This is a genomic window from Polyangium jinanense (assembly GCF_028435365.1).
This window is the reverse complement of the sequence record NZ_JAGTJJ010000001.1, coordinates 553,541-571,584: the sequence shown is the minus strand read 5'-3', so window position 1 is coordinate 571,584 and position 18,044 is coordinate 553,541. Positions and strand designations below refer to the sequence as shown.

At 70.3% G+C, this 18,044-nt stretch carries 11 protein-coding genes; 5 read left to right on the top strand and 6 right to left on the bottom strand.

The features are described from left to right. The first annotated feature begins 150 nt into the window (after positions 1-150). Complete coding sequence (locus KEG57_RS02270) at positions 151-1,215, top strand: hypothetical protein (RefSeq protein ID WP_272418281.1); 1,065 nt, start codon at positions 151-153, stop codon at positions 1,213-1,215. A 40-nt stretch (positions 1,216-1,255) separates the two neighbouring features. Here KEG57_RS02270 and KEG57_RS02265 read toward each other — a convergent pair whose 3' ends face one another. Genes KEG57_RS02265 through KEG57_RS02250 form a run of 4 tightly spaced genes read right to left on the bottom strand, consistent with a single transcriptional unit; the run spans position 1,256 to position 6,341 of the window. Then, positions 1,256-1,717 (bottom strand): transcriptional repressor, encoded by a 462-nt coding sequence (locus tag KEG57_RS02265; RefSeq protein ID WP_308215602.1) that lies wholly within the window; start codon positions 1,715-1,717, stop codon positions 1,256-1,258. A 59-nt stretch (positions 1,718-1,776) separates the two neighbouring features. Continuing rightward, a complete protein-coding gene (locus tag KEG57_RS02260; RefSeq protein ID WP_272418282.1) occupies positions 1,777-4,119 on the bottom strand; it encodes an HAD-IC family P-type ATPase in 2,343 nt (780 codons plus the stop codon). A 9-nt stretch (positions 4,120-4,128) separates the two neighbouring features. Beyond that, positions 4,129-5,091, bottom strand: a complete 963-nt coding sequence (gene argF / locus KEG57_RS02255; RefSeq protein ID WP_272458053.1) for an ornithine carbamoyltransferase — start codon at positions 5,089-5,091, stop codon at positions 4,129-4,131. Beyond that, on the bottom strand, positions 5,088-6,341 hold the full coding sequence (locus KEG57_RS02250) for an aspartate aminotransferase family protein (RefSeq protein WP_272458051.1): 1,254 nt from the start codon (positions 6,339-6,341) through the stop codon (positions 5,088-5,090). Before KEG57_RS02250 ends, argF begins: the two co-directional genes overlap by 4 nt. A 129-nt stretch (positions 6,342-6,470) precedes the next feature. Here KEG57_RS02250 and grpE point away from each other — a divergent pair, with 129 nt between their 5' ends. The 3 genes from grpE to KEG57_RS02235 all read left to right on the top strand — a co-directional run bounded on the left by grpE (position 6,471) and on the right by KEG57_RS02235 (position 13,014). Continuing rightward, entirely contained in the window at positions 6,471-7,076 is a 606-nt protein-coding gene (grpE, locus tag KEG57_RS02245) for a nucleotide exchange factor GrpE (RefSeq protein WP_272418285.1), read from the top strand. A gap of 85 nt (positions 7,077-7,161) precedes the next feature. Beyond that, positions 7,162-9,009: a molecular chaperone DnaK gene (dnaK, locus tag KEG57_RS02240; RefSeq protein ID WP_272418286.1), complete on the top strand. Its 1,848-nt coding sequence runs from the start codon at positions 7,162-7,164 to the stop codon at positions 9,007-9,009. 87 nt (positions 9,010-9,096) lie between these two features. Further along, positions 9,097-13,014, top strand: coding sequence for a serine/threonine-protein kinase (locus KEG57_RS02235; protein WP_272418287.1), 3,918 nt, complete (start codon positions 9,097-9,099; stop codon positions 13,012-13,014). Between the two features lie 15 nt (positions 13,015-13,029). On the opposite strand, the gene KEG57_RS02230 is transcribed toward KEG57_RS02235, so the two are convergent. Next, positions 13,030-14,637, bottom strand: a complete 1,608-nt coding sequence (locus KEG57_RS02230; RefSeq protein ID WP_272418288.1) for a thioredoxin-like domain-containing protein — start codon at positions 14,635-14,637, stop codon at positions 13,030-13,032. A 53-nt stretch (positions 14,638-14,690) separates the two neighbouring features. Next, positions 14,691-16,151 carry a chromosomal replication initiator protein DnaA gene (gene dnaA / locus KEG57_RS02225; RefSeq protein ID WP_272418289.1) on the bottom strand — a complete coding sequence of 487 codons (1,461 nt, stop codon included), beginning with the start codon at positions 16,149-16,151 and terminating at the stop codon, positions 14,691-14,693. Positions 16,152-16,945: 794 nt separating this feature from the next. Between dnaA and KEG57_RS02220 the strand changes: the two genes are divergently transcribed. Beyond that, entirely contained in the window at positions 16,946-18,019 is a 1,074-nt protein-coding gene (locus KEG57_RS02220) for a PorV/PorQ family protein (protein ID WP_272418291.1), read from the top strand. Positions 18,020-18,044: the final 25 nt, after the last annotated feature.

Here is an 18,044-nt window from a genome sequence, read left to right as displayed (position 1 = left end):
TTTTTTTAGGAAGATCGCCTTCCCGGTCGTCCAAGGAGCACCTTTCCCGCTCTGGCCTGCTTCCACCTTCAACGGAGCGCGCCCTGGATCCCGGCTTCCTGGTGCAGGTTCCCGGACACGCTCGCCCGCTCTGTCGCTATGGTAACCCGCGTGCTTCGTTCCCGTCGCAAGTCGTCCGCCCGACCGGCGGGCGCGTTCTTGGTCCTGCTCGTGCTCGCGCTCTCCTTCGCCGTGGCCGGCTGCCCTTGCGCCGGCACCGTGGTGAACGCGAACCCGCAGCTTCGGTGGTGGCTCTTCTCGAACTTCGGGGCGAGTCGGATCTGCCCGGAGATGCTCAAGCTCGGTGTTCCTTTGAAGACCGACTCGGCCTCGCCGGCGATGGGTCGCTTCTTCCCGATGACGTGCAGCTACACCGTCGATGACGCGCGTCAGACGGTGGCGGTGAGCTTCTCGGGGACGGGCTACGGCTACATGAACCCGGCCAAGCGCGTCGGGTTCTCGGCGTCGACGACGATCGAGCTCCGGCCGGACTTCGCGATCGCCGACGAAGACATCTACGTGTGGGGGCGGCTCAACCGCATCATCTCGGGGCCGGACTTCCGCGTCGGGTACATCGAGAACGCCGCGTTCAACGTGGCCTCGAACATCCCGCCGTTCGGCACGCTGACGAACTTCTTCGGCAACCAGGTGATGACGGGCGAGTTGACGCGCGGCTTCACGGTCGTCGCGAACGAGGACCGCGGCAACGAGTTCACGCTCGGGACCCTCACGCCGCCGAACAAGCCCATCAAGCCGTTCAAGGTGCAGGACGACGAGCGCTTCACGTTCGCGAACGAGAGCGTCGACATCCACGGCAACGCGCGCGACTACCTCGGCCCCTTCGAGGTCGCCTCGGGGCAGTCGCTCTACCTGACGATGAGCGTGCAAGGGCCGACGGTCGACGTGATGATCGTGAGCAAGATGGTCGGCGATCCGTGGCGCGAGGGCTACCAGACGGGTCAGCCGCTCGGGCCCGCGCCGGGGCCGGTGCTCGGCGGCGCGCCGCTCGCGCCGGGGCCGGCGCAGACGCGCAAGTTCGGCCTCGCGCCGGGGCTCTACTACGTGGTGCTCGACAACACGCAGTACGCGGGCCTCGTGGCTCCGCCGGTGCAGGTGTTGAACCCGCTCTACGATCCGGTCGCGCGCGTCAGCTACGTCGCGCAGGTCGGCGAGTAAAACCTCGGCCCCTCTCCCTCGCAGGAGAGGGGCGCGCCCCTCACGACACCTTCTTCTGACAGTCGGCGCAGGTCCCGTACATCTCGTGCTTGTGCGAGCTGACCTGGAAGCCGTAACGACGCGCGACCTCGTCCTGCAGCGCCTCGATGCGCGGCTCCTCGAACTCGACGATCGTGCTGCAGCTGATGCAGATCAGATGATCGTGGTGCGCCTTCGCGTCGTCGGCGAGCTCGTAACGGCTGAGGCCGTCACCGAAGCGACGCTCGGAGGCGACGCCGCACTCGGCGAGAAGCTTGAGCGTGCGGTAGACGGTCGCGTAGCCGATGCCCTTGTCGCGGGCGCGGACCTCGGTGAGGAGATCTTCGATCGTCATGTGCGACGCGCCTTCGAAGAAGGTGTCGACGATGAGCCGCCGCTGCGCGGTCGAGCGCAGTCCCTTTTTGGCCATGTACGCCTGGAGTCGAGCCCGCAAGCGATCCACGGCGGCCCTGTCCAGGGTCACGGCTTCCTCCCTCAGGCTCGCGACCATGGCGTCATTTATCCCGTTCACGTTTGCGTGCGTCAAGGGGCGCTTGGGCCGTTTTCCCACGTGTGTCCTCGCGTCGTTCCGGACTCTCGCACGCGATCGAGCGCTCGCACGTGCAAAACCGCCATCGCTCCCCCGAGCAGCGAGGCGAGCGGCGCATACGCCGGCGGAAGAACGCCGAACGCCACCGCGATCGCCCCGACGAGCGCAGGCAGAACGGCAATTGCCAGGCCCACGCGCGCTTCGAGGCGCGCGCGGTGCGCGATGGCAAGCGCGAGCGCGGCGTCCCGCACGTCGTCCGAGGCGAGCGAGACGGAAAGATCCCCCGGCGACGAGCCCGCCGCGCCAAGCGCGACCGCGACGTCCGCCGCGCCGAGCGCGCCTTCGTCGACGCCCGGATGACCAAGAACCGCGACGGACATGCCCGCGTCGATGAGCCGGCGGACCTCAGCCGCGCGTTCGGTCGGCAAGACCTCAGGGCGAATGTGGTCGACGTCGAGCGAGTGGCCGATGGCCTCGCACGTCTCGCGCGCGTCGCCCGACATGATCACGGGCTCGATCTGCGCGTCGAGTAGATGTTGCACCGCAGCACGCGCGCCCGGGCGGAGGCCATCCTGCAAGCCGAGGATGCCGACGAGGCGCGCGCCGACCGCGACGAGGACGACAGTGCGTCCGAGGGCCTCGAGCTCGGCGATGCGTTGCTCGGCCGCAGCGATGGAGATGCGGTTCGCGAGAAGGAGCGCGCGGCTGCCGACGCAGAGGTCCTCGCCCGAGCTCGTGACGGCCGTGACGCCGAGGCCCGGGACATGATGCGCGTTGCGCACGCCGTCGGGGCGAACGGAGCGGGTGACGGCAGCGCGCACGATCGCGGTGGCGATCGGGTGCTCTTCGCCGCGCTCGGCGCCGGCCGCGAGGGAGAGGACGTCGAGCGGCTCGAGTTTGCCGCCCGGAGCTTCGAGCTCCGCGAGCTCGGGCTCGCCGAGGAGGAGCGTGCCGCGCGCGCAGAAGACGGCGACGTTGACGCGCGCCGCGCGGTCCCACGCGCCCTCGCTCTTGTACGCGATGCCGCGGCGCTGCGCGTGCAGGATGCCACGCGCGACGTGCACGCCGGCGACGCCCGCGATGAGCGTGGTCGCGAGCGCGGCGTGCGATGCGACGGCGGTCATCGCGATCTCCACGTAGGTGCGGCCGCCGGCGATGAACGCGGAGAGCGCGCCGGTCACGAGCGCCGCGAGCGCCCAGCGCTCGGCGAGGGCCCGCGAGGCGCGCGCGATCGGAGCGAGGGCGTCGGCGCGGCGGCGTGGATCGAGCAGGACACGCGCGAACGCGCGGTCGTTGCCGGCGAAGGTGCAGGTGCCGCGCAGCCTGCCGCGCACGACCTTCGCGCCCGCGACGACAGGCTCACCCGCGCGCCTGCGCACGGGCGTGGTCGCGCCGAGCCAGGGCAGGACGAAGACCTCGCCCGAACCGACGACGAGATCGACGGGGACGACCTCGCCGGGCTCGACGAGGATCTGCTCGCCAGGGCAGAGGTCGAAGACTTTGTTCTTGGCGATCTCGCCGGTCGCGCCGTCGTCAGGCGCGCGCCTGCCCGGCACGGCGAGCGATTGCGCGACGAAGGCGCGCTCGGCGAGAGACGCGTGCCGCGCGCCTTCGAGCAGCCACGCGCCGACGGCCGTCGCCGTGACGATGATGCCGGCGAGCGAAGCGGCCTCGGCGCCGAGCGAAGGATGGGCGCGGAGCGCGGCGAAGGCGGCGAGGAAGAGCGAGAGGATCGAGGGCGCGAGGATCGGCGCGGGATGCGGATCGGAGGGCTCGCGCGGGGTCGTGGCGGCGCGGCCGACCAGCATGCCGGCGCCGACGGACGCGAGCACGATGCGCGCGCCGATGACGAGGGCCGCGTCACCCGCGAGGCCGAGCGCGACCGCGAGCGTGCCGGCGATCGTGGCGATGACGAGCAGGAGCGCGCCGATGTCGCGCGCCTCGGGCACGTCGATGCGGGAAGGCTCCTCGGTGTGGATGGCGTGCGCGATGGGTTCGACGAGGGTCCTGTCGTCGAAGGGCGCGGGCGGCTCGGGGAGCGCGGCGTCGCTCGAAGCGGGCGCGTGAAAAGGGACGATGGGCGCGTCGATGTTGCCGCGCGCGAGCTCGGGCTCGGACCGTCGGGGCGCAAAGAAGGAGAGCGGGACCCGCGCCGCGCGCGTGTTCTCGGCTTCACCGGGGGGCTCGCCGAGGAAACGGGCGCGGCAGGCGTGGCGATCGCAGAAGAAGTGGAACTTGCTGTCGAAGATCGCGACGTGGCCGGCGCGCAGCGGATCGAGCAGCTTGCCGCACCCCGAGCACGGCACGGGATCGGCGACGGGTCCGAGTGCTCGCAACGTCGAGCCTCAGCCTGCCGCGCCGCCGCGGCCGACAGCGTACGGCGGCGGGCCGAAGTCCGGCCCGAGCGCGGCCCATTCGAGCAGCGCCTTGCTCGTGTGCAGCCGCGACTCGACGGCGTCCCACACGAAGCTCCGTGGGCCTTCGAGCACGTCGGCGTCGATCTCCTCACCGCGATGCGCAGGCAGGCAGTGCAGCACCACGACCTCGGGTGACGCGAGCGAGACGAGCTCCTGCGTGATGCGGTAGGGCGAGAGCGCGCCGATGCGGTACTCGCGCTCGTCTTCCTGACCCATGCTGACCCACACGTCCGTGAGCAGGACGTCGGCGTCCTTCGCGGCCTCGCGCGCGTCGCTCGTGACCGTGATGCGACCGCCGCGGGCGCGCGCCTCCTCGACCTCGGGCAAGGGTGGGGCGAAGGCGGGCGGCGTCGCGAGCGTGATGTCGAGCTTGAGCAGGCCCGCGGCCTCGATCCACGAGCGGGCGACGTTGCTCGCGTCGCCGACCCAGCAGATGCGCAGGCCCTCGAGCCGGCCGCGCGCCTCGCGTGTCGTGTGCAGATCGGCGAGGACCTGCATCGGGTGCGCGTCGTCGGTGAGCGCGTTCAGCACGGGGGCGCGACATGCGCGGGCCATGGCCTCGAAGCGCGCCGTGGTGCTCGTGCGGTACGTGACGGCGGAGACCATGCGGCCGAGCACGCGCGCGGTGTCCTCGGTGGGCTCGCCGCGGCTCATCTGCGTGGAGTCGGGCGTGACGATGATCGGGTGGCCGCCGAGCTCGTAGGTCGCGACCTCGAGCGAGAGACGCGTGCGGGTGGAGGGCTTGTCGAAGAGGAGGGCGACGGCGTGGCCGGCGAGCGGCCGCGGATGTTCGGCCTTGCCTCGCACGCGGGCGAAAAAGGCCGAGCGATCCAGCATGGCGGTGATGCCGCCGTCCCCGAGGTCCGAGAGTCGAATCAGATCACGCTTCACGGCTTCATCTCCGAGAGTACACGGCCCGTGATGGCGATCGCTTCGTCGATCTCGGACTCGTGCACGACGAGCGGGGGCGTATAGCGGAGCGTGCTCGCGCCGGCGACCGTCAGGAGCAGGCCCTCTGCGCGGGCGCGGCCGAGGACGGCGCGCGTGTCGACGCCTTGCGCGAGCGTGAGGCCTTGCAAGAGGCCGCGGCCGCGTTGTCCCGTGCAGAGCGTGGGGTGCTCCTTCGTGAGCGCCGCGAGGCCCTCGGCGAGGCGCTTTCCCTTGATGACGGCGCCTTCGACGAGCTTCTCCTCGTCGAGGACGGCGAGCACGGTGCGCGCGGCCCGCGACGCGAGCGCGTTTCCGCCGAACGTCGAGCCGTGCGTGCCTGGCGTGAGCGCGCCGTTGAGGCGCTCCTTGATGAGGAGCGCGCCGATCGGAAATCCGCCGCCGAGGCCCTTCGCGAGCGCGATCGCGTCGCCTTCGACGCCATCGTGTTGCGTGCCGAGGAAAGCGCCCGTGCGGCCGATTCCCGTCTGCACCTCGTCGAGGCAGAGGAGCGCGCCGTGCTCGTCGCAAAGGCTGCGCAGGCTGGGGAGGAAGCCTTGCGGCGGCGGGATCACACCACCCTCGCCTTGCACGGGCTCGACGAAGATCGCCGCGACATCCGGGCCCATGGCGGCCTTCACCGCGTCGAGATCGCCGTACGGAACGTGCGTGACGCCGGCGAGTGGCGGGCCGAACCCTTCGCGGTACTTCGGCGTACCGGTGAGCGCGACGGCGCCCATCGTGCGTCCGTGAAACGCGTTGTCGAAGGCGATGATGCGGTAGCGATCGGGCTCGCCTTTCGAGAAGAAGTACCGACGCGCGAGCTTGAGCATCGCCTCGTTCGCCTCGGCGCCCGAGTTGCAGAAGAAGGCGCGGTCCATGCCGCTGCGCTTGCAAAGCTCGTCGGCGAGGCGCGCGTTCTCGGCGTTGTAGAAGTAGTTCGACACGTGCATCAGCCGCGCGGCCTGTTCGGCGATGGCGGCGACGAGACGCGGGTGCGCGTGGCCGAGCGAGCAGACCGCGACGCCGGCGCAGAAGTCGAGGTAACGACGTCCCTCGGTGTCCCAGACCTCGGAACCCTTGCCTCGATCGAGGACGAACGGGGCCTGGCGGTAGTTGCCCACGAGCCTGCGCTCGGCGAGGGGAAGGAGGTCTTCGGGTTCGAGCAGCTCGGCGATGGGGCTCTCGGCTCCGTATGCGGGGGCGAGGGTCATGCGAGGCGATCTACGCCGACCGCCCCGCCGGGGCAAATGCCACGCGCGGCCCGCGCGAGGCAGCTCGGCCTGTCAGGTGGGGTGGCCCCGTTGCCAGTCGATCTTGGGAGGTTATAGTGGCCCGCACCCATGTCCGAAGCCGAGTCCACGACGAAGTCTGCCCAGGATCCGAACGGTCAAAACGGCGAAGCGACGAACGGCGAGCAGCCGTCGGCCGCGGCGGAGCCCTCGGCTCCTCCGACGCCCACGGCAGAGCAGCGCCTCGCAGACGCCTTGGCCGAGGCCGCCCGGACGCGTGATCAGCTCCTCCGCACGGCGGCCGATTTCGACAATTTCCGCAAGCGCTCGCGGCGCGAGGTCGACGACGCCCAGCGGCGCGGCCGAGAGACCACGGTGAAGGAGCTCCTTCCCGTCTTCGACAATTTCGAGCGCGCGCTCCTCCACGCCGAGGGCTCCGCCGACGCGAAGGCCGTGGCCGAGGGCCTGCGGATGGTGCTCAAGCAGTTCCTCGATACGCTGGAGAGGATGGGGATCCAGCGCGTCGTCGCAACCGGTCAGCCCTTCGATCCCGCGCAACACGAGGCCATCCAGCACCTCGAATCGCCCGAGCATCCGGCCGGTGTGGTCCTGCACGAGGTGCAGCCCGGATATCGCATGGGGGACTACCTCGTCCGTCCGGCGATGGTCGTCGTCTCGAAGGGCCCGCCCGGCGGCGGCGCGGCCACGGCGAGCTGATCTCCCGCGGACGGCACGCAAAACCCGGGCTCGTGGTCCACCGAGGACCATCGTTCGCCGCGTCTTTGATATCCTCGCCCCCGCCATGGGAAGGATCGTCGGCATCGACCTCGGGACCACCAACTCGTGCGTGGCCGTCGTCGACGTGGCGTCGGCTTCGTCGGTGCACGACGTCAAGGTGATCCCCAACGCCGAGGGCGCGCGGACGACGCCCTCGGTCGTCGCCATCGTCGCGAGCGGCGAGCGGCTCGTCGGGCAAGTCGCCCGCAGGCAGGCCGTGACGAATCCGCAGAGCACGGTTTACGCGGTCAAACGGCTGATGGGGCGCAAGAGCGACACGCCCGATGTCGAGCGCGCCGCCTCGCTCGTGCCGTACCCGATCGTGCGGGCGCCGAACGGCGATGCGTGGGTCGACCTCCGCGGCAAGGCGTACTCGCCGCCCGAGGTCAGCGCGATGATCCTCGCGCAGATGAAGGAGACCGCCGAGCGCTTCCTCGGCGAGCCGGTCACCGAGGCGGTGGTCACGGTCCCCGCGTACTTCGATGACGCGCAACGGCAAGCGACGAAGGACGCGGGCAGGATCGCGGGCCTCGAGGTGCGACGCATCATCAACGAGCCCACGGCGGCGGCGCTCGCGTACGGGCTCGACAAGATGGCCGCGGGCGCCGAGACGATCGCGGTCTACGACCTCGGCGGCGGCACGTTCGACATCTCGATCCTCGAGATCAGCGGCGGCGTCTTCAACGTGAAGGCGACGGGCGGCGACACGCACCTCGGCGGTGAGGACTTCGACGGGCGGCTGATGGACATGCTCGTCGGCGAGTTCCAGCTCGAGTTCGGCGTGGATCTGCGCACGGACCGGATGGCGATGCAGCGCTTGAAGGAGGCCGCGGAGAAGGCCAAGCACGAGCTCAGCTCGTCGCTCGAGACGCAGATCAACCTGCCCTTCATCGCGGTCGGACCGGACGGCGCGCCGCTCCATCTCGAACGATCGATGCCGCGCAACGAGCTCGAGATGCTCACGCAGGACCTCGTGGAGCGCACGATCGAGGTCTCGCGTGACGTGCTCCGAGATGCGCAGCTCTCGCCGAGCGCGATCCAGACCGTGGTGCTCGTCGGCGGCATGACGCGGATGCCGGCGGTGCAGGCGGCCGTGAAGGAGCTCTTCGGCAAGGATCCGTGCAAGGGCGTGAACCCCGACGAGGTCGTGGCCGTCGGCGCGGCGCTCCAGGCGGCCGCGCTCTCGGGGCAGGCCGACGAGATCCTCCTGCTCGACGTCACGCCGCTTTCGCTTGGCGTGGAGACGGGCGGCGGCATCATGACCAAGCTCATCCCGCGCAACACGACGATCCCCACCTCGCGCGGCGAGATCTTCACGACGAGCCTCGACCGGCAGACGTACGTGCCGATCCACGTGCTGCAAGGCGAGCGCGAGATGGCCGGCGACAACCAGAGCCTCGCGCGCTTCGACCTCACGGGCATCCCGCCCGCGCCGCGCGGCGTGCCGAAGATCCAGGTCGTCTTTCACATCGACGAGGATGGGATCGTGCACGTCGAGGCCACGGATCTCGGCACACGTCGCGCGCAGAAGGTGCGCGTCACGCCGACGAGCGGGCTCGCGTCGTCGGAGGTCGAGCGGCTCGTCGGCGAGGCCGAAAAATTCCGCGAGGAAGATACGAAGCGGCGTGATCGGGCCGAGCTCAAGAACCAGTCCGAGACCCTGCTCTACACGACCGAGCAAGCCATCGAGGCGTACGCCGAGCTCGTCGACGCGGCGACGCTCTCCCGCGCGCGCGAGGGCTGCGTGATCCTGCGCAAGCTGCTCGACGAGGACGCGTCGAGCAGCGACCTGAAAGGTGCGTACGGCAGGCTCGAGGCCGCGGCCTATCTCCTCTCGGAGGCGATCTACGGCGGCAGCGCCGGCAGTGCGTGAGCGCGGATTTCGGCTTGGTTTGGGGTCCCCCGGTACGAGCGAGGTGGTAGGATTCGGTTCCGCCGCGGGCATGCTCGGGGGACGAACTTGGAGAGACAGTTCGGGCGTTATGTGCTCCTCGAACGGCTCGGCGCCGGGGGGATGGCCGAAGTCTGGAAGGCGAAGAGCTTCGGCGCCTTGGGCTTCGAAAAGACGCTGGCGCTGAAGCGCATCCTGCCGGAGCTCGCGCGCGAGCCCGAGCTCATCGAGATGTTCGTGCACGAGGCGAAGCTCTCGGTGCGGCTCTCGCACGCGAACATCGTGCAGGTCTTCGACCTCGGCCGCGTCGAGCAGGAAGACGAGCCGCCGGGTTACTACATCGCGATGGAGTACGTCGCGGGGCTCGATCTCGCGACGCTGCTCGCGCGATGTCGACGGACGAAGACGCGGCTGCCGTTCGGGCTCGCGGTGTTCGTCGCGGCGGAGGTGGCGAAGGCGCTCGACCACGCGCACCGGAGGCGCGACGAGCAAGGAAAACCGCTCGGCATCGTGCACCGCGACGTCTCGCCGCAGAACATCCTCGTCTCGTGGGAAGGCGAGGTGAAGGTCACGGACTTCGGCATCGCGAAGGCCAAGGGCCTGATGCGCGAGGACGAGCCGACGGGCGGATCGGTGCTGCGCGTCCGCGGAAAACTCTCGTACATGAGCCCCGAGCAGTCGCTCGCGCAGCCGCTCGACGGGCGCAGTGATCTGTTCTCCCTCGGCACGGTGCTCTACGAGCTCGTCGCGGGGACGAACCCGTTTGCCGGCGCGGGGGACGCCGAGACGCTGCGGCGTGTGCGCGCGGCCGAAGCGCCGCCGCTCGAGATCGCCCGGCCCGAAGTGCCGCGGGAGCTCGCCGCGATCGTGCGACGCCTGCTCACGCGTCGGCCCGAGGATCGCGTGCACGATGCTGGTCGGCTGCACGAGCTGCTCCTCGGGTACTTCTATGCGACCGGGGATCGTTTTGGCTCAAACGATCTCGCGGAGCTCGTCGCGCCGTTCCAGGACGAGGCGAGGAAGGCGCCCGAGATCGAGGCGGGCTCGGTGCTCGGGGACCCGCAAGGCACGGAGCAAGAGCGCACGCCGGTCGAGGTGCCGACGACGTCGGCGTCGGTGAAGGTCGTGGCGGAGAACGTCGCGACGGCGAATTTCGTGGAGCCCGTGGGCGAGCGGCGCGAGGGGACGGTGCTCGTCGTCGCGGCGACGTGCCGCATCCCAGCGCTGCCGTTCGAAGTGGAGGGCGCGCGCGAGGTGATCACGCGGTACGGCGGGGTGATCCTGGAGCAGGAGTCCGCGCAGATCGTGGCGCTGTTTGGTCTCGAAGACGCGGACGGGCGCGACACGGAGGCGGCCGTCCGCGCGGCGCTCGTGATCCTTCGTGCTCAAAAGGGTCGCGGCGCGTCGGCGGGTGTGCACGTGGGCCGCGTGCTCGTGGATGCGCGCGGCGTGCCGATCGTCGAAGCGCGGCTCGGGACGCTGGTCACGCAGGCGCAGGGGCTCGCGCGCGCGGTCTCGGAGCAGGTCGCGGTCTCGCACCCGGCGGCGCGGATAGTGCGCGCGGCGTTCGCCTTCGACGAGCTGCCGGGCGGAGCAGGCTCGGTGCCGGAAGGCGGACGCGTGATCAGCTCGGCGCGGCCGCCGATCGGGGCGAGCGGCAAGTTCGTCGGTCGTCAGGAAGAGCTGCGCCGCATCGGCGAGATCCTCGCGGCCGCGACCCGCAAGCGCGCGCAGGTGATCACGGTCCTCGGCGAGAAGGGCATCGGCAAGTCGCGGCTCTGCGCCGAGATCGAGCGGCGGCTCGGGCGTGGCAACTGGTCCGTGGGGTTTTACGCGGCGAGTTGCCCGCCGAGCGGAGCGGAGCTTCCGTGGAGCGGGCTGCAGGCGATGCTGCAGGTGCTCTGCGGCGTGCAGGAGGGCGACGGCGAGCAGGCAATCCTCGCGACCTTGCCGCGGCTCCGCGCGCTCGGTCTGCAAGAGGAGGAGTCGTCGGCGGTGCTGCGTCAGCTCGGCGCGCGGCTCGGGGATCGTCCGTCGCGCCCCGTGGGCGGGATGGGGACGGCGCTGCGCGCGGCGTTCACGCGCATGGTGCACAAGCTCTGCGAGGATCGGATCCACTGCTTCGCGTGGGACGACGCGCAGGCGATGGACGCGGCGACGGCGGAGGCGATCGCGAGCGTGGCGAGCCGCAACGAGGGCGCAGCGTCGAACATCCGTGCGGTGTTCATGCTGGCGACGCGCACGGCGCCGCCAAGCGTGCTCTTGCCGCTCGCTCGTCATCACGTGGTCGCGCTCGGTCCGCTCGGCGCCGAGGAGAGCGAGCGGCTCGTGGCGGAGCGGATCGGCGTGCGCGCGGCGCCCCGCGAGCTCAGCGCGTTCTGTCGCGAGCGCGCCGCGGGGCATCCGCTCTTCATCGAGGAGCTCTTGAAGGAGCTCGTCGACGCGCGCGCCGTGGAGGTCGAGGACGGCCGCGTTCGCTTGCGGCTCGACGGCGCGCGGGCCGTGCCACGCGCGCTGCGCGCGCTCATGGAGGCGCGCGTGAGCCGCCTGCCGCAGCGTGAGCGTGGAGCGCTGAACGCCGCGGCGATCCTCGGCGATCCAGTGCACACGCAGGTGCTCGCGGCGCTGCTCGGCGAGAGCTTTTCCGTCGTCGATCGAGGGATCGGCGAGCTCGTCGCGCGCGGCTTTTTGCGTGCGGCCGGCGCCGCGGAGGTGAGCTTCCCGTCGCCGATGCACGGCGAGATCGTCCTCGACACGATCCCGCACGAGGCGCGGCGTGATCTGCACGGCAAGGCGGCCGAGGCGTACCGCGCCGTCTTCGGCCACGAGGTCGCGGAGGCGCACGGCGAGCGCGTCGGGAACCACCTCTACCACGCGGGCGATCGCGACCGCGCCGCCACGTTTTATGCACGCGCGGCCTCACGTCGCGTGCGCCTTTACCAGCTCGAGCCCGGCATCCGCCTCCTGCTCCGCGCGATCGATCTCGCCGACCTCGATCGGCGCCCCGCGACCGAGATCGCGGCATGGCTGCGTGAGCTCTGCGTTGCGGTCCTGCCCGTGCGGGCGGCGCCCTCGCTGGAAGATCTTTCCGCGAGGGCGCTTCGTCGCATCGATACTGCGGGCACGCTCGAACAACGTGTCGCGGCGCGGGTCGACGTCGCGCGCGCGCTCGGCGCCGTGAACCGCTTCGATCGGGCGTACGCGGAGATCGACGTCGCGTTCAAGCTCGCCGCGGAGAACGACGAGCTCCAGCGTCGCGCCCTTGTCGCGGAGATCGATCTCGGCGCGCGGAGCGGTGACTTTGCCCGCGCGGCGCGCGCCGCCGACCGGCTCGAAGCCATGGGGCCGGCCGAGGATCCGCGCACGCTGCTCGCCATCGCCCACGTGCGCGCCGCGACCGGCGTTGCGGCGGCGGCGTTGCTCGCGATCGATCGCGCCGAGGCCAAGAGCCCGATCGGTGACCTCACGCTCGCGAGCGAGCGCGAGAAGGAGCGCGTGCTCGTGTACGCGTTCATGCGTGATTTCCGCGCCGCGGCCGAGGCTTCAGCGCGCGCTGTCGAGCTCGCTCGTGCCGCGGGGCTACGCGCCGAGATGGCGGCGTCCTTGCACAACCTCGGCGACACGACGCGGCGCCTCGGCGACTTCCCACGCGCCTACGCCACGCTCACGGAGTCCCTCCAGATCGCCGAGGAGGCAGGCTACGAGCGCATCGCTTCCTTGAACCGCGTCCACCTCGCCTACCTCGACGGACGGAGCGGCAAGCCCGGGGCCGAGACGCGGATCCGCGAGCTCGTGAAGTACGCGGAAGCGCGCGGCTACCACGCCGATGCGCTCGAAGGACGCTCGCTCCTCGCTTCGCTGCTCGCCGAGGGGGGCGCGCGTGACGATGCGCAGCGAGAGCTCGAGCTCGTGCTCCGCATGGCCGACGCCTACGGCAACGGCTTCATCGCCGACGACGCGCGCGAGGCACTGGCGCGGCTCGGCTAGCTCGATCGTTCACGCTCACGGCGCCTTCGGAGGCGCGAGACCCGTGATGGCGACGGGCACGGCCTCGCCGCTGCCGGTGATCGCGCGCCGCACGATGCGACTCTTGTTCGTGTCGGCGATGACGAGGTCCTTGCCGGAGACCGTGATCCCCGCCGGCTCGGCGAGGCCCGAGAGCACCGTGCGTGTCGTGCCCTTCGCCGGGTCCACGCGCTTGACCTTGCCGTTGTACGAGTCGGCGACCCAGAGCGCGCCTTGCCCGTACGTCATGCCGATCGGGTGCTGCAGCCGCGCCTTGGAAGCCTCGCCGTCGACGTCACCGAACACGAAGAGGTCGACGCCGATCACGGTGCGCACGTTGGCCGTCGCGAAGTCGATCGCGCGCACGCTCGACGTCTCGCTGTCGAGCACGAACAAGCTCTTCTCGTCCGTGGCGAGCGCGCTCGGCTGGGCGAACGCGGCGGCCTGGGCCGGCCCGTCCTCGCGCGCCTCCCGTCCGCTGCCCGCGTAAAGGCGCACCGTGCCCATCTTCGGATCGAAGACCGCGATCTGATGCGAGCCGGCGAGCGCGACGTAGATCGATCCTTTGTAGTGCAACAGATCCCACGGTGAACGCAGCGGGGCCGTTCGCGCGGTATGCTCCTGCGATACGAGCGGCTCCGTGCCGATCACGCCCGTGCCGGCGACGGTCGTGACCTCGCGCGTGCGGCGGTCGATTTTGCGGATCAGGTGGTTGCCCGTATCGGCGACGTAGAGATCCGAGCCGACCTCCGTGAGCCCCTGCGGCCGCTGAAACGTCGCGCTCTCCGCCGCACCGTCCTTCGCGCCCGCCTCGCCCGCGCCGAACACGGCCTCCACCGCGCCGGCGGCGTTCGTCAGCACGATGCGGTGATGACCCGTGTCGGCGATGGCGAGGCCGCCGTTCTGCAGCGCGAGCACCTTGCCCGGGTATCGCAAAATGCCCGCAGGCCCGCGATCGGGGCGCAGTCCTTCGATCGGCGCCTTCGCGAGCACGTTCGCGGCCCGCCCTTCGGCGAGTGCTTCTTCGACCGCGCCGCTGAGCTCGCCTGGATCGGGCTCGCCCGATTCGATCCACGCGAGCCTGCCTTCCGCGTCGATCACCGCGACCGTGGGCCACGCGCGCACGCCCCACGCGTCCCAGATCGTCATGTTCGCGTCGACCGCGACGGGGTGGACGATCTCCAGATCACGCAGCGTGTCGCGCAGGCGCGCGGCGTTTTTCTCCTCGTCGAACTTGGGCGAGTGCACGCCCACGACGAGCACCGGATCCTTTGCGAAACGCCGCTCGATCGCGGCCAGCGTGGGCAGCGTTTGCAGGCAGTTGATGCAGCAGCTCGTCCAGAAATCGACCACCACGACGTGCCCACGCAGCGCGTCGCGTCGCAGCGGCCGATCCACGTTGAGCCACGCCGTCGCGCCGTTCCACTCGGGGATCGAAGGCCGATCGCCTGGCGGCAAGAGCAAGCTCTCCTTGGGCGCGCTCGCCTCCTTCGGCGTCGCGTCGACGACGGGCAGCTCGACCTTCGGCGCGGGCTTCGTGGCGGGGGTGGGGGACGTGCACGCGCTCGTGGCGACGAGCAGCGCGAGGGGCGGGATCCAGCGCATGGCCCCAGTCTACGCGCGGGGGGCCTTCGGGGCTGCCGCGCCTTGCCGGGCGCTCAGGAATCGCCGGCGAGCTTGCGCTCCAGGGCTTCGAGGTGGGCGCGGACCTGGGGGTCGGTGTCGCGCTGGGCCTCGATCTTCCGGACGGCGCTCATGACGGTCGTATGGTCGCGGTTGCCGAAGGCGCGGCCGATCTCGGGGAACGAGACCTTGAGCCGCTGCTTGCACAGGTACATCGCCACGTGCCGCGCGAACGCGATGCTCTTGTGGCGATCCTTGGACGTCAAATCGATCGAGCGAAGGTGGAAATGGTGGCAGACCGCGCGCTGGATGTCCTCCACGCTCATGATCGAGGCGCGCGGCGTGGCGGCCGTGATCTCGGCGCGGGCGAAGGCGAGATCCACGGGGCGGCCGGTGAGCGAGGACTTGGCGGCGAGGCGGATCAGCGTGCCTTCGAGCTCGCGCACGTTCGAGCGGATCACCTGGGCGAGGTAGAGCGCGACGTCGTCGGGAAGGACGATGCCTTCGAGGGCGGCCTTGTTGCGCACGATGGCCACGCGCGTCTCGAGCTCCGGGGCCTGGATGTCGGCGACGAGGCCCCACGAGAAGCGCGAGACGAGCCGCTCTTCCATGCGCTCGAGGTTCTGCGGGTACTTGTCGCTCGTCACCACGATCTGCCGATCGAGGCCGTGGAGCGCGTTGAACGTGTGGAAAAACTCTTCCTGCGTTTGCTCGCGGCCGGCGAGGAACTGGATGTCGTCGACGAGGAGCAGGTCGCAGTGGACGCGGTACTTCGCGCGGAAGTCGTCCATCCGGTGGTGCTGGATCGCCGTGATGAAGTCGTTCGTGAAGCGCTCGGCGGAGACGTAGATGATGCGGGCGCCGGGGCGCTCGTCGAGGACGCGGTGCGCGATCGCGTGGACGAGGTGGGTCTTGCCGAGGCCGGTGCCGCCGCAGATGAAGAGGGGGTTATACCGCCTGCCGCCGCCGCCCGCGGCCGCGATCGCGGCGGCGTGGGCGAGCTGGTTCGAGGGGCCGACGACGAACGTCGCGAAGGTGTGCTTCGGGTTCAAATCATCGGGCAGGGCAGGCCTGCGCTGCGGCGCGGGCGCGGGCGCCGGAGGGCGCGGCTCGGCGGCGACGGGCGCGCTCGGGGAGGCGGGCGCGGGCGCGGTCGGCGGATTCGTCGAGGGGCGCACGACGAGGGAGCGGGGGCGCACGGGCGGCATTTGCGGGACGTTTGCGATGGGCGCCTCGAGGTGCTGGTCGATGGTCCAGGCGACCTGAACGCTCCAGCCGGTGAGCTCACGGATCTTGTCGGTGATCGTGGGCAGGAAATTGGTCTTCACCCATTCGAGAACGAACTCGTTCTGCACCCTGAGCGAGAGGACCCCGTCGGTGAGGTCGTCGAACTGCACGCCGCCGAACCACTGATCGAACGTCGCAGGGGAGAGCCCGCGCGTATGCTCGATCGCCCGTTCGAAAATCGCTCGCGATTCGTCTCTCGAAGTGGTCATTCCAGCCCAGAAATCGCTGCGAATACAGTGCCGCGGCGATCCCCGTGCAGGATCGCCCCCAAGTTTTCCACAACCCGCATCAGCGATTCGTCTCGCTATCGTGCGGAATCAATACGGGAAGTTTACTGCCCGTGATGAATTCCCCGCGTTGTCCACAGGATATCCACAGAATGCCGAGGGGAACGCATGCTGTGGGCGCGAAGGGCACGATCAGGGGCCTGCGCCTCGGGGCTCGCCCGGCTCGGGGATGGGGGTCGACCCGCGTGGGCGACCCGCCCATTTCCAGGGGGGCTGTTCGAGCTTCGCGCAAGGGTTCATCACGGAACGCGAAAACGCACAATACAGGATCATGCCCCCCTGGGTAAGCCCTTGGGAGGTTTCCTTCACGATCGTCAGGAAAAATCCTAGTCCCGACGGGCCCCGCCAGAGGCCGCGGCGAAGACGAACCGGAGGTAGCACCGCGGACGGGCGGGCGTCCATCCCCATCGAAAACAAACCCGCCAACCACCTGATTTTACGACGGTTTTTCCGGGTTCGCCGATCCGACGCGTAACGCCGTTCGCGCTCTGCCGGGCGTCACGTTGCGGCGAGGGCCGAAACCATAGCCTCCGGAGGAAGCGCCCCCTCCGGACCCCCGAGAGAGGCGGGCATTGGCAGACGCGTCCGTCCGTCAAGAGGGAAGATTGTCCATGATTTCCGGCGTTTGCCCGCGACGGCCGTGGTCTGTCTCGAAGCCGTTTTGCGCCTGGCCCGAGAAGTTGCCCTGGGCCTCGACATGTGGCTAAGGCCCCCCCATGCGTCTGGTGAGCAGAAGAGCCACCACCCCCGCGGTCCTGTCCGCGCTCGTGGTCGGATCGTGGACAACGCTTGCGAGTGCGCAGGAAGCCGCCCTCGCCCCGCAGTTCGCCTACTCCTACGGAGAGCACGAGACGGCGCGTAGCCTCGCCATGGGCGGCGCGACGCGCGCCGTCGGCAACGGCACGACGGCGGTCTTCGCGAACCCGGCGAATATGGCGCTCACGCGCCTCTATCACATCGAGGCGATGGGGGAGTTCACGCCCGAGGTGACACGCGCCATCGGTGGTGGTGCCATCGTCGACTCGATCACGTCGTCGACCCGCATCGCCGGCGGCCTCGCGTTCTCGGGCGGCATCATCGATCCCGACGGCGTCGATCGTGGCTTCATCGACGCACGCGCGGCCGCCGCATACCCCATCGGCGATCGTGTCTTCATCGGCCTCGGCGGTCGCTACCTGCGCATGATCCAGGACGGCTTCGGCCCGCTCGATGACGCGGCAGCGGCACGTTACAGCTCCGTGTCAGGCGGCCTCGTCGACGCCGCGGGCAAGCGCATGCCGTCGGTCGACGCGCTGACCTTCGACGCAGGGCTCACCATCAAGATCACGCAGTCGGTGCACCTCGGCGTCTCGGGGCAGAACCTCACGCACCCGGGTCACGGCCTCCTGCCCACCACGATCGGCGCCGCGCTCGGGTACGGATCGAAGGACCTCACGCTCGAGGTCGACGGCGTCGCCGATCTCGACTCGTGGAACAAGGCGACGGCGCGCGTCATGGCCGGCGGCGAGTACCTCGCGGCCAACCACTACCCGATCCGCCTCGGCTACCGCTTCGATCAAGGCGCGGGCGTTCATCAGCTCTCCGCCGGCCTCGGCTACATCGGCCAGGAGCTCGCCGCCGAGGTCTCCATCCGCCGGACGCTCTCGACCGAGATCAACAGCACGATGATCGCCATCGGCCTGACGTATCACCTCGAGTCGAGCGGCCTCACGCGCAACCGCGTGAGCGGCGAAGGGTCGAGCGGCGAAGGCACGAGCAGCGAAGGCACGGGTGGCGACGCGGAGAAGTGACGCGCAGCGGTAGGCCGCGTGGGCG